The organism is Streptomyces zingiberis, from assembly GCF_012034935.1.
Taxonomy (GTDB): domain Bacteria; phylum Actinomycetota; class Actinomycetes; order Streptomycetales; family Streptomycetaceae; genus Streptomyces; species Streptomyces zingiberis.
Map to the genome: position 1 here is coordinate 16,653 of NZ_JAATEN010000002.1, position 13,110 is coordinate 29,762.

A 13,110-nucleotide genomic window follows, 5' to 3' on the forward strand; every position below is an offset into this window, starting at 1 on the left:
GCGGATGACCGCCCGCGACTCGGTGCTGCGCCGCATGGACTGGCCGCTGACGCTGGCCGCGCTGGCGCTCTCCGGGCTGGGCTCGCTGCTGGTGTGGTCCGCCACCCGTAACCGCACCGAGCTGAACAACGGGGACCCGTACGGCTTCCTCGTCCGGCACTCCGTCAACATCGGCATCGGTCTCGTCCTCATGGTGGGCACCGTCTGGCTGGGCCACCGCACCCTGCGCGGCGCGGTGCCGGTGCTCTACGGGCTCTCCGTGGTGCTCGTCGCCCTCGTCCTGACCCCCCTGGGCACGACGATCAACGGGGCGCACGCCTGGCTGGACATCGGCGGCTTCTCCCTCCAGCCCTCGGAGTTCACCAAGATCACCATTGTGCTCGGGATGGCGATGCTGCTGGCCGAGCGGGTGGACGCGGGGGACCGGACGTATCCCGACCACCGCACCGTCCTCCAGGCGCTCGGGCTTGCCGCCCTGCCCATGGCGATCATCATGCTCATGCCGGACCTCGGCTCGGTGATGGTCATGGCGGTGATGGTGCTCGGGGTGCTGCTCGCCTCCGGCGCGTCCAACCGCTGGGTCTTCGGCCTGATGGGCGCCGGGGCCGCCGGCGCCGTCCTCGTCTGGCAGCTCGGGGTGCTCGACGAGTACCAGATCAACCGGTTCGCCGCCTTCGCCAACCCCGAGCTGGACCCGGCGGGCGTCGGCTACAACACCAACCAGGCCCGCATCGCCATCGGCTCCGGCGGCCTGCACGGCACCGGCCTCTTCAACGGCACCCAGACCACCGGCCAGTTCGTCCCCGAACAGCAGACGGACTTCATCTTCACCGTCGCCGGGGAGGAGCTCGGCTTCCTCGGAGCGGGGCTGATCATACTGCTGCTCGGCGTGATCCTCTGGCGCGCCTGCCGCATCGCCCGCGACACCACCGAGCTCTACGGCACGATCGTGGCCACCGGCATCATCGCCTGGTTCGCCTTCCAGTCCTTCGAGAACATCGGGATGACCCTGGGCATCATGCCCGTCGCCGGGCTGCCCCTGCCGTTCGTCTCCTACGGCGGCACCTCGATGTTCGCGGTCTGGATCGCCGTCGGCCTGCTCCAGTCGATCAAGGTGCAGCGGCCCATGTCCGCCTGACCCGCTCCGCCCCCGCGGTCCCCGGCCCGCGCCGCCCGCGCCGGGAGGGGCCCGGCACGGGCGGTACGCTGGATGGTCCCCCTATCCGCTCATGAGAGACATCACGATGCCTGTCGAGTCGGTCTTCCCACGCCTGGAAGCGCTTCTCCCGCACGTACAGAAGCCCATCCAGTACGTCGGCGGAGAGCTCAACTCCACCGTCAAGGACTGGGATGCCTGTGACGTCCGCTGGGCGCTCATGTACCCGGACGCCTACGAGATCGGACTGCCCAACCAGGGCGTCATGATCCTCTACGAGGTGCTCAACGAGCGCGAGGGCGTCCTCGCCGAACGCACCTACAGCGTCTGGCCCGACCTCGAGAAGCTGATGCGCGAGCAGGGGGTGCCCCAGTTCACCGTGGACGCGCACCGCCCCGTGAAGGCGTTCGACGTCCTCGGCCTGAGCTTCTCCACCGAGCTCGGCTACACCAACATGCTCACCGCCCTCGATCTGTCGGGCATCCCGCTGACCGCCGCCGAGCGCACCGACGAGGACCCGATCGTGCTGGCCGGCGGGCACGCCGCCTTCAACCCGGAGCCGGTCGCCGAGTTCATCGACTGCGCCGTCATCGGCGACGGCGAGCAGGCCGTGCTGGCCATCACCGACATCATCCGGGACTGGAAGGCCGCGGGCCGCCCCGGTGGCCGCGACGAGCTGCTGCTCCGGCTGGCGAAGACCGGCGGCGTGTACGTCCCGAAGTTCTACGACGTCGAGTACCTGCCGGACGGCCGGATCGGGCGGGTCGTGCCCAACGCCTCCGGGGTGCCGTGGCGGGTCTCCAAGCACACCGTCATGGACCTCGACGAGTGGCCGTACCCCAAGCAGCCCCTGGTGCCGCTCGCCGAGACGGTGCACGAGCGGATGTCCGTGGAGATCTTCCGCGGCTGCACCCGTGGCTGCCGCTTCTGCCAGGCCGGCATGATCACCCGCCCGGTGCGCGAGCGGAGCATCACCGGCATCGGCGAGATGGTCGACAAGGGCCTGAAGAGCACCGGCTTCGAAGAGGTCGGCCTGCTCTCCCTCTCCTCCGCGGACCACAGCGAGATCGGCGACATCGCCAAGGGCCTGGCCGACCGCTACGAGGAGGACAAGGTCGGCCTCTCCCTGCCGTCCACCCGGGTCGACGCCTTCAACATCGACCTCGCCAACGAGCTGACCCGCAACGGCCGCCGCTCCGGCCTCACCTTCGCCCCCGAGGGCGGCTCCGAGCGCATCCGCAAGGTCATCAACAAGATGGTCTCCGAGGAGGACCTGATCCGCACGGTCGCCACCGCCTACGGCAACGGCTGGCGCCAGGTGAAGCTCTACTTCATGTGCGGCCTGCCCACGGAGACCGACGAGGACGTGCTGCAGATCGGCGACATGGCGGTCAACGTCATCGCCAAGGGGCGCGAGGTCTCCGGCTCCAACGACATCCGCTGCACCGTCTCCATCGGCGGATTCGTCCCCAAGCCGCACACCCCGTTCCAGTGGGCGCCGCAGCTCTCCGCGGAGGAGACCGACGCGCGGCTGACCAAGCTGCGGGAGAAGATCCGCGGCGACAAGAAGTACGGCCGCTCCATCGGCTTCCGCTACCACGACGGCAAGCCCGGCATCGTCGAGGGCCTGCTCTCCCGCGGCGACCGGCGGATCGGCGCCGTCATCCGCGCCGTGTACGAGGACGGCGGTCGGTTCGACGGCTGGCGCGAGTACTTCTCCTACGACCGCTGGATGGAGTGCGCGGCGAAGGCGCTGGCGCCGCAGGGCGTGGACGTCGACTGGTACACCACCCGCGAGCGGACCTACGAGGAGGTCCTGCCCTGGGACCACCTCGACTCCGGCCTGGACAAGGACTGGCTCTGGGAGGACTGGCAGGACGCCCTCGACGAGACCGAGGTCGAGGACTGCCGCTGGACCCCGTGCTTCGACTGCGGGGTCTGCCCGCAGCTCGACCTCGACATCCAGGTCGGGCCCACCGGCAAGAAGCTGCTGCCGCTGTCCGTGGTCAACAAGTAGGCCCGGGGCGGCCGGGGAGCGGCCGCCCGCCCCCCCGCCCGCCCCCCGCCGCCGGTGCCCCCCGCCGGTGCCACGGCCGTGCTCCGGCCGGAGGCGCCGGCGGGACGGTGCTCCCCCGGACACCGCGTGACGCGGTGCCCGCCGTGCGCCGATACCCGCCGGGCACCGGCGGACGGGCCTCGCGGAGACGGGTGCGCGGCGGCCGGACAGGGCCTCCGCTGACGCCGCCCCGGCCCGCCTCGCCGGTGGCCCGGCCCGCTCCGCGGGCCCCGTCCGGCGAGGGAACGCGGCCCTCCGGGAACTTCACGGGGGCATGACACGTACCCTGGGGAGAGGACGACCGCGACTCACGAAGGACTGAGCGACCCTGGGCAAGCGACAGCCCGAAGGCCCCCCGCCCGCACCGGCGGCGCAGCGTATCCGGCTGCGCTACGCCAAGCGGGGCCGCCTCCGGTTCACCAGCCACCGCGATTTCCAGCGGGCTTTCGAACGGGCTCTGCGGCGCGCCGAGGTGCCGATGGCGTACTCGGCCGGCTTCACCCCGCACCCCAAGGTGTCCTACGCCAATGCCGCACCCACCGGCACGGGCAGTGAGGCCGAGTATCTGGAGATCGCCCTGACCGAGCCGCGGGACCCGGAGACGCTCCGGGCGCTGCTCGACCGGTCGCTCCCGGCGGGGCTGGACGTCGTCGACGCCGTCGAGGTCCGGACCTCCGGGCTGGCCGACCGGCTCCAGGCGTCCGAGTGGGAGCTGCGGCTCCCGGGCGTGGACCCCGCGGAGGCCGGGCACGCCGTGGCGGCCTTCCTCGCCGCCGGCTCGGTGGAGGTGAAGCGCCGGACGAAGAACGGGGTGCGGGCCTTCGACGCGCGGGCCGCCGTGGTCCGCCTGGAGGCCGGTGAGGCACCGGCCGATGGGCCGGGCACCCCGGCCTGTGCGATACTGCGCCTGGTAGTGCGGCACGCGACACCCGCCGTACGACCCGACGACGTCCTGTCCGGCCTCCGAGCTACGGCCGACCTGGCGCCGCCGGTCCCCGCAGCGGTGACCAGGCTGGCGCAGGGGCTGCTCGATGAGGAGTCCGGTGCGGTGACCGACCCGCTCGTGCCCGACCGCGAGGCTGTCACGGCCGCCCCACCCACGGCCGCCGTACCGGCCGCCGCGACGGAGGCTCCGCCCTCCGGCGGAGGAGTGCGCGCGGGTACCGGTACCCGCTGAGGAACGGTCGCCGCCGCGTCGCCGACGCGCCGGGAGTCACCCGGGGCCGGCGACGCACTGACACAGCAGACTTTCGCCGGTCCGTCCCCACGGAACGGCGAGCGAGACGACAGCTCCCGTGCGGCGCCCGCGCCCCGGGCCGCGGAACCGCGCACATCACGCGGCCGCGGCCGGATCAGGTGCGGCGCCCGGGAGCGTGACGGGAGAAATGCCCGCATGCCCCAGTCCATGGAGCCCGAGGAGACGGCGCCCGAGCGCGTCCCCGGGGAGACAACCGAGAACAGCAGTCCCAGCGACACCCTGCCGCCGCGCCGGCGGCGCCGGGCGGCGTCCCGCCCGGCCGGCCCGCCCGTGGAGGGCGCTGCCGAGGAGGCGGCCGAGGCCGCGGTGGTGATCGCCGACTCCGTCCCGGCGCCGGCCGAGCCGGCCGCGCTGTCCGACGCGGTGGCGGAGGAGACCGGAGAGCCGGCCGCGGCCGAGGCGCCCGCGAGCGCCGCGCCGCCCGCCCGTACGCGCCGCCGCGCGGTCCGCAAGGCGACGGCACCGGCCGGTGCCCCGCGGGTGGCCGAGGAGCCCGCCGCCCCGGCGGACGAGGAGGAGCAGGAGGAGGGCGAGGAGCTCACCTCCGCACCGCGGACGGCCGCGCCCGAGGTGGCGGCGCAGGAGAACGACGAGCTCACCGCGGGGACGGCCGCACCGGCCACCGCGGAGCCCGCGCCGCGCACCCGCCGCCGTGCCGTCCGGAAGGCCACCGCGCCCGCCGGCGCGCCGGCCGTGAGCGGGGACGGCGATCCGGCCGAGCCGGCCGTCGCCGGCGATCAGACGCCCGCGGTCGCCCCGGCCGGGGGGACCGCCGCTGCATCTGCCGAATCCGCAGAATCCACAGGATCCGCAGAATCCGCCGCGTCCGGCGAGGGGGCCCCGCGCCGCACCCGCCGCCGCGCGGCCCGCGCCGCCTCGGCTCCGGCCGCGGCGCAGGCCCAGGCCGCCGCCGCGGCGGACGAGACCGAGGCCGCGCAGGGCGGCACCGCCGAGCCCTCCGCCGAGGCCACGGACGCCGGCCCCCCGGCGGAGCGCTCCGTGACCGGCGAGGACGCGACGGTCCCCGAGGCCGAGCAGGTGGCCGCGGAGACCCGCACCCGGCGCCGGACGGCGCGCGGACGCCGTGCGGAGACGGGCCTGGCGGCGCCGGAGGTGGCGCCGTCGGCCGACGAGACGTCCGGGCCCGCCGCAGGCGAGGCCGGGACGGCCCCCGAGGCGGCGGAGCCGGTGGAGGGCTCCGCCGCCGAGGAGCGGCCGCGCCGCACCCGCCGCCGGGCCGAGCGCAAGCAGTCCGCGGCGGAGGCCGGGGAGCCCGCCGCCGGTGCGGCGCCGAGGACGCGCGCCCGGTTCACCGCGCCCCGGTCCGCGGAGGAGCCCGCGGCGGCGGGCGAGCGTCCGCAGTCGCGGGCCGCCCGCCCGCCGACGGCCGTGTTCCAGCCGCCGGTGTTCACCGAGCCGATGTTCCAGACCCCGGAGCGCGCGGCCGCGGCCGCCGCGGAGGAGGCGGAACGGGAGACCGGAGCCGAGCGTGACACCGAGGCGGACGCCGTCCCGCGCCGCCGTCGCCGTCGTGGTGCGGCGGCCGAGGAGGCCAGGGAGGCCCGGCCCGCCGCGGAGGCGGAGAGCGGGGCCGGGACCGAGGAGGAGCCGGAGTCCGGCGCCGAGGAGCCGCAGGCCGGCGAGGAGGAGGCCGGGGACCGCCCGGGCCGCCGCCGGCGCCGGGGCGGCCGTCGCCGCCGCAAGGGTGACGCCGACGCAGAGGCCGCCGAGGCCGCAGAAGCCGCCGAGGCCGCCGGGAACGGCGAGCCGGGCGCGGAGCGGGAGGCCGGGCACCAGGAGTCCGCCCGGGACTCGGGCGCCGCGCCGGACGACGGCGACGGGAACGGCGCCGACGGGAACGCGGACGGCAGCGCCGACAGCGCCGACAGCGACGACAGCGACGACGAGCGCGCGGACGGCTACTCCGGCAGCAGTTCCAGCCGCCGTCGCCGCCGTCGCCGGCGCCGCAGCGGTGACGCCGGCGAGCAGTCCCCCGACGCCTCCCAGGACGACCCGGAGCGTACGGTCGTCAAGATCCGTGAGCCGCGCCGCAAGGAGGAGCCCGGCACGGGCTTCGACGAGGTGCAGTCCATCAAGGGCTCGACGCGGATGGAGGCCAAGAAGCAGCGCCGCCGCGAGGGCCGTGAGCAGGGCCGCCGCCGGGTGCCGATCATCACCGAGGCGGAGTTCCTGGCCCGGCGTGAGGCCGTCGAGCGGGTGATGGTCGTCCGCCAGAGCGGCGAGCGCACCCAGATCGGGGTGCTGGAGGACGGTGTCCTCGTCGAGCACTTCGTCAACAAGGAGCAGGCGACCAGCTACGTCGGCAACGTCTACCTGGGCAAGGTCCAGAACGTGCTGCCGTCCATGGAGGCCGCCTTCGTCGACATCGGCAAGGGCCGTAACGCCGTCCTCTACGCGGGCGAGGTCAACTTCGACGCGCTCGGCGCCTCCGGCGGCCCGCGCCGGATCGAGAGCGCGCTGAAGTCCGGCCAGTCGGTGCTCGTCCAGGTCACCAAGGACCCGATCGGCCACAAGGGCGCCCGGCTCACCAGCCAGGTCTCCCTGCCCGGCCGCTATCTGGTCTATGTGCCCGAGGGCTCGATGACGGGGATCAGCCGCAAGCTGCCCGACACCGAGCGGTCCCGGCTGAAGCAGATCCTCAAGAAGATCGTCCCGGAGGACGCGGGCGTCATCGTGCGGACCGCGGCCGAGGGCGCCTCCGAGGAGGAGCTGGCCCGGGACGTCGAGCGGCTCCAGCAGCAGTGGGCGGAGATCAAGAAGAAGGCCAAGTCCGGCGGTGCCCCCACCCTGCTCCACGGCGAGCCGGACATGACGGTCCGCGTGGTGCGGGACATCTTCAACGAGGACTTCTCCAAGGTCGTCGTCAGTGGTGACGACGCCTGGGAGACCATCCACAGCTATGTGGCGGGCGTCGCCCCGGACCTCGCCGGCCGGCTGCAGAAGTGGACCTCCGAGGTCGACGTCTTCGCCTCCTACCGGATCGACGAGCAGCTGATGAAGGCGCTGGACCGCAAGGTCTGGCTGCCCAGCGGCGGCTCCCTGGTGATCGACCGGACCGAGGCGATGATCGTCGTCGACGTCAACACCGGGAAGTTCACCGGCCAGGGCGGCAACCTGGAGCAGACGGTCACCAGGAACAACCTGGAGGCCGCGGAGGAGATCGTGCGCCAGCTCCGGCTGCGCGACCTCGGCGGCATCATCGTGATCGACTTCATCGACATGGTGCTGGAGTCCAACCGGGACCTGGTGCTGCGCCGTCTGCTGGAGTGCCTGGGCCGGGACCGGACGAAGCACCAGGTCGCCGAGGTCACCTCGCTGGGCCTGGTGCAGATGACCCGTAAGCGGGTCGGCCAGGGGCTGCTGGAGTCCTTCTCCGAGACCTGCGTGCACTGCAACGGGCGCGGGCTCATCGTCCACGTGGACCAGGTGACGGCCGCCGGCGGTGGCGGCGGGGGCAAGCGCAAGAAGAAGGGCAAGGGTGCCGCGGCGGAGCCGCACGTGCACGCCCCGCAGCCGTCGGACGCGGGCGCCGAGGGCGAGGCCGTGGCCGCGGCCGTGGCCTCCCCGGAGGCGCCGGCCGAGGCGGCGACGGAGGACACCGGCCCGGTGGCCCTGCCCGAGCCGGCCTTCGAGCCGGACGAGGAGCTGTACAGCAGCGCCGCCGAGGCGGAGGCCGCGGCCGGCCGGGTCGGGCGGCGTGGCCGCCGCCGGGCCGTCCGGAAGGCGTCCGCCCCCGCCGGCCCGCCGCAGGCCACCGAGGTGACCGGGGACGCCGTCGTGGTCGTCGGCGGTGCCGACGCCGGGGCGCAGGCTCCGTCCGGGACCTCCGGGACCGGGGAGTCCCGGGCCGCGGAGTCCGGGACGGCCGGGACGGAGGCCGCCGGTACCGGGGCTCCCGAGCCCGCGGTGGCCGAGCCCGCGCCGCCGGCCCGCACCCGCCGCCGCGCGGTCCGCAAGGCCACGTCGCCGGCCGGACCGCCGAAGGGCGAGGAGCCGGCGGAGGGCGGCGCCCCCGTGGCGGAGTCCGTCCCCGAGGCGTCGGTGACCGCCGAGGTGCCCGCCGCCGGGAGCCCGGAGGCCGCCGCGGCCGCCGGGCCGGAGGGGGAGCCGGAGCAGCCGGCCGCCGGGACGGCCGAGGCCGCCGGCACCGGTGCGGGCGGCGAGGGTGCCGAGAGCCCCGAGGCCGCTCCCGCCAAGCGGACGGTGAAGAAGGCGGCGAAGGCCACGGCGAAGTCCACGGCGAAGGCCACCGCGAAGAAGGCCGCGGCCAAGAAGGCGCCCGCCAAGAAGGAGGCGGCCACCGCCAAGAAGGCCGCCGCCAAGAAGAGCACGACGGCGAAGAAGGCCACCACCCGCCGGACCTCGAAGAAGGCGGTGGCGGCGGAGCAGTCCACCGCTCCGGCCGCGGCCTCGGCCGACGAGGGGTGACCTGACCCGGCCCCCGGCCGGAGCTCGGTACGCCGGGCCGGTGCCCGCCTCCCCGGAGGCGGGCACCGGCCCGGCGCCGTCGTTCGTGGCCGCCGGAGGTGGTATCCGCGGGCTGCTCCGGGGACGCGGCCCGGAGCGGCACTCCCCGGCGGGAGCCGCCCATGTCCGCCCACCGCGATCCATGTCCGCCCACCGCGGTCCGTGGCCGTCCACCGCGGTCCATGACCGCCCACGGGCCGGCGTGGGGCATCCGTGGCCCTGCGGGAGCACCCCGGCCGCCTGCTCTCGCCCTGCCGTGCCGGGCCGGACACCCCGCGCCCGCCACCCGGTACCGGGCGGGCCCCGGCCCCCGGGAGCGGACGCCCGCGCCCCGGTCGGCCTGGGACGGAGCTGGTTTGACCGGCGTGTCAAGGCCCCGTAACCTTGGCGGTCGGCGTGTGTACGCCACCCCCTTGAGCACTTCCCTCCCGGCACCGTCCGGGGGAGGCCGCTTGTCCTTCCGGAAGTCGCGGTGCGGATCCAGCCGGGTCCGCGCCGTCGCGTGAGCGGCTGGCATCAGGGGTCCCGTCTGCGAGCAGGAAGAGAGATCCGCGTGTACGCCATCGTGCGCAGCGGTGGCCGGCAGCACAAGGTTGCGGTCGGCGACATCGTTGAGGTTGACAAGATTTCCACCGGCAAGGTCGGCGACACGGTCGAGCTCTCGACCCTGCTCGTGGTCGACGGCGAGGCCGTCACCAGCGACCCGTGGGTACTCGGGGGCATCAAGGTCCAGGCCGAGATCGTGGACCACCACAAGGGCGCCAAGATCGACATCCTGCGGTACAAGAACAAGACCGGTTACCGCCGGCGTCAGGGTCACCGTCAGCAGTACACCTCGGTGAAGATCACCGACATTCCCGCGGCTGCGAAGTAAGGGACTGAGAAGACATGGCACACAAGAAGGGCGCGTCGTCCACCCGGAACGGGCGCGACTCCAATGCCCAGCGGCTCGGCGTGAAGCGCTTCGGCGGTCAGGTCGTCAACGCCGGTGAGATCCTGGTCCGCCAGCGCGGCACCCACTTCCACCCGGGCAACGGCGTGGGCCGCGGCGGCGACGACACGCTGTTCGCCCTCGCCGCCGGTGCGGTGCAGTTCGGCACCAGCCGCGGCCGCAAGGTCGTCAACATCGTCCCCGCCGGCGAGTAACCGGCCCCGGACGCACGGAACAGCACCGAGGGCGGGCCGCCCTTCCCGCAACGCTCCAGCGGCGTGACGGGAAGACGGTCCGCCCTCGGCGTGTTGACGCCGGAGCCGCCGCTCCGTCCCGGGCGGCCCGGCGTCACCGCGTCCGCGGTCCGGCGCCGCCCGCGCCCTTCGGGGCGGCCGACCGCCGGGCAGCACAGCAGTACACCCCCGTCACCGGGCCGCGGGCCGGCCGGTGCGCACAACAGGAGGCACTTCCCATGACCACCTTCGTGGACCGCGTCGAACTGCACGTCGCCGCGGGTAACGGGGGCCACGGCTGCGCCTCCGTGCACCGGGAGAAGTTCAAGCCACTCGGTGGGCCCGACGGCGGCAACGGCGGCCGGGGCGGCGATGTGATCCTCACCGTCGAACCGTCGGTCACCACGCTCCTGGAGTACCACCACAGCCCGCACCGCAAGGCCACCAACGGCCGGCCCGGGGAGGGCGGCAACCGCTCCGGCAAGGACGGCCAGGACCTGGTGCTGCCGGTGCCCGACGGCACCGTGGTCCTCGACCGGCACGGCACCGTCCTCGCCGACCTCGTCGGCGCGGGCACGTCCTACGTCGCCGCGCAGGGTGGCCGGGGCGGCCTCGGCAACGCCGCGCTGGCCTCCGCCCGGCGCAAGGCCCCCGGGTTCGCGCTGCTGGGCGAGCCGGGCCGCGCCGGGGACATCGTCCTGGAGCTCAAGACCGTCGCCGACGTGGCGCTGGTCGGCTACCCGAGCGCCGGGAAGTCCTCGCTGATCTCGGTGCTCTCCGCCGCCAAGCCGAAGATCGCCGACTATCCGTTCACCACCCTGGTGCCCAACCTCGGCGTGGTGACGGCCGGTTCGACCGTCTACACCGTCGCCGACGTCCCCGGGCTGATCCCGGGCGCCAGCCACGGCAGGGGCCTGGGTCTGGAGTTCCTGCGCCACGTCGAGCGCTGCTCGGTGCTGGTGCACGTGCTGGACACCGCCACCCTGGAGGCCGAGCGCGACCCGCTCTCGGACCTCGACGTCATCGAGGAGGAGCTGCGCAGCTACGGCGGCCTGGACGACCGGCCCCGCATCGTCGTCCTCAACAAGATCGACGTCCCGGACGGCAAGGACCTCGCCGAGATGGTCCGCCCGGACCTGGAGGGCCGCGGGTACCGCGTCTTCGAGGTGTCCGCCGTGGCGCACATGGGTCTGAAGGAGCTCTCCTTCGCGCTGGCCGAGCTCGTCGCGAACGCGCGCGCCGCCAAGCCGCAGGAGGAGGCCACCCGCATCGTCATCCGCCCCCAGGCGGTGGACGACGCGGGCTTCACCGTCACCCGCGAGGGGGAGAACCTCTACCGGGTGCGCGGTGACAAGCCGGAGCGCTGGGTGCGGCAGACGGACTTCAGCAACGACGAGGCCGTCGGCTATCTCGCGGACCGGCTGTCCCGCCTCGGCGTGGAGGACGCGCTGGTCAAGGCAGGTGCCCGCGCGGGTGACGGGGTGGCGATCGGCCCCGAGGAGGACGCGGTCGTCTTCGACTGGGAGCCCACCCTGGCCTCCGGGGCCGAGATGCTCGGCCGCCGAGGTGAGGACCACCGCTTCGAGGCACCCCGCCCCGCCGTCACCCGGCGCCGCGAGCGCGAGGCCCAGCGGGACGAGGCCGAGCAGGAGTACCGCGGCTTCGACCCCTTCGCCTGACCGGGCGGCCCGCCCGGCACCGGCGCTCCCGGGTGGTGGCGCGGGGCGGGCCGCCCGCGTGTGCCCGGGACGTGCCGGGGCACGGCATAAGGTGGCGGTATGACGTGGTTGATCACAGGTGGCGCCGGATACATCGGCTCCCACGTAGTGCGGGCGCTGGCCGGCAGCGGTGAATCCACCGTGGTGCTGGACGACTTGAGCAGCGGGGTGGCCGGGCGGCTGCCCGCCGGGGTCCCGCTGGAGCGCGGCTCGGTCCTCGACGGCGCACTGCTGGACCGGGTGATGCGCGAGCACGCGGTGACGGGTGTCGTGCACATCGCGGCCAAGAAGCAGGTCGGCGAGTCCGTCGAGCGGCCGCTGTACTACTACCGGGAGAACGTCGAAGGGCTGCGCACCGTCCTCCAGGCGGCCGTCGGCGCCGGGGTGGGCCGTTTCCTCTTCTCCTCCTCGGCCGCCGTGTACGGGATGCCGGACACCGAACTCGTCACCGAGGCCACACCCTGCGCCCCGATCAATCCGTACGGTGAGACGAAGCTGGCGGGGGAGTGGATGGTGGCCGCGGCCGGCCGGGCGCACGCCATGGCCACCGCCTCGCTGCGGTACTTCAACGTGGCCGGTGCGGCCTCGCCGGACCTCGCGGACACGGGCGTCACCAACCTCGTCCCCATGGTCTTCGAACGGCTGGCCGAGGGGCGCCCGCCCGCGGTCTTCGGCGCCGACTACCCGACGCCCGACGGGACCTGCGTGCGGGACTACATCCACGTCGAGGACGTGGCCTCCGCGCATGTGGCGGCCGTCCAGCGGCTGATCGCCGACCCCGGGGCCCGGCTGGTGCTCAACATCGGGCGCGGCGAGGGGGTTTCGGTGGCGGAGATGATCGGCGTCATCGGTTCGGTGACCGGGCTGTCCGCGGAGCCCGAGGTCGTGGAGCGCCGGCCCGGCGACCCGGCGCGGGTGGTCGCCTCGGCCGATCTGATCGCCGAGGAACTCGGCTGGGCCGCCCGGCACGACGTGCGCTCCATGGTGGCCTCGGCGTGGGAGGGCCGGCTGGCCCGGCACCCGGAGCGGACCGGGGCCACGGGCTGACCGGAACGGCGGCCGGGGGCCGGTCTTCGGCCACCCCGCTGTCGTTCAGCGCTCATCGGCACCGCCGGGGAGCCCTGGTCGCCGGTCGCCGGCCCCCGGGCCGGCCTGCCGCCGTCCACCGGCCACGGGCCGTGGCGCCCGCGTGGCGCACGGCCGTGCGGTGCCGTGGGCGAAGCCGTGGCACGACGGAGCGGGGCCCCGGGGAGACTCCCCGGGGCCCCGC

8 protein-coding genes are annotated in these 13,110 nt (G+C 74.7%); all 8 read left to right on the forward strand.

Annotated features, from left to right (window positions below; translation table 11 throughout):
• The first annotated feature begins 4 nt into the window (after window positions 1-4).
• The 8 genes from rodA to galE all read left to right on the forward strand — a co-directional run bounded on the left by rodA (window position 5) and on the right by galE (window position 12,887).
• Complete coding sequence (gene rodA / locus HCK00_RS02360; protein ID WP_168100365.1) at window positions 5-1,138, forward strand: rod shape-determining protein RodA; 1,134 nt, start codon at window positions 5-7, stop codon at window positions 1,136-1,138.
• A gap of 106 nt (window positions 1,139-1,244) precedes the next feature.
• The gene (locus HCK00_RS02365) at window positions 1,245-3,173 is read left to right on the forward strand and encodes a TIGR03960 family B12-binding radical SAM protein (protein ID WP_168100366.1); all 1,929 of its coding nucleotides are present in this window, start codon (window positions 1,245-1,247) and stop codon (window positions 3,171-3,173) included.
• Between the two features lie 367 nt (window positions 3,174-3,540).
• Window positions 3,541-4,389 carry a TIGR03936 family radical SAM-associated protein gene (locus HCK00_RS02370; protein WP_168100367.1) on the forward strand — a complete coding sequence of 283 codons (849 nt, stop codon included), beginning with the start codon at window positions 3,541-3,543 and terminating at the stop codon, window positions 4,387-4,389.
• Between the two features lie 216 nt (window positions 4,390-4,605).
• Window positions 4,606-8,919, forward strand: a complete 4,314-nt coding sequence (locus tag HCK00_RS02375) for a ribonuclease E/G (RefSeq protein ID WP_168100049.1) — start codon at window positions 4,606-4,608, stop codon at window positions 8,917-8,919.
• 592 nt (window positions 8,920-9,511) lie between these two features.
• Window positions 9,512-9,832: a 50S ribosomal protein L21 gene (gene rplU, locus HCK00_RS02380; protein WP_168100050.1), complete on the forward strand. Its 321-nt coding sequence runs from the start codon at window positions 9,512-9,514 to the stop codon at window positions 9,830-9,832.
• Between the two features lie 14 nt (window positions 9,833-9,846).
• Window positions 9,847-10,104 carry a 50S ribosomal protein L27 gene (gene rpmA / locus HCK00_RS02385; protein ID WP_168100051.1) on the forward strand — a complete coding sequence of 86 codons (258 nt, stop codon included), beginning with the start codon at window positions 9,847-9,849 and terminating at the stop codon, window positions 10,102-10,104.
• A 257-nt stretch (window positions 10,105-10,361) separates the two neighbouring features.
• Window positions 10,362-11,801 carry a GTPase ObgE gene (gene obgE / locus HCK00_RS02390; RefSeq protein WP_168100052.1) on the forward strand — a complete coding sequence of 480 codons (1,440 nt, stop codon included), beginning with the start codon at window positions 10,362-10,364 and terminating at the stop codon, window positions 11,799-11,801.
• Between the two features lie 99 nt (window positions 11,802-11,900).
• Window positions 11,901-12,887 carry a UDP-glucose 4-epimerase GalE gene (galE, locus tag HCK00_RS02395; protein ID WP_168100053.1) on the forward strand — a complete coding sequence of 329 codons (987 nt, stop codon included), beginning with the start codon at window positions 11,901-11,903 and terminating at the stop codon, window positions 12,885-12,887.
• Window positions 12,888-13,110 lie beyond the last annotated feature (223 nt).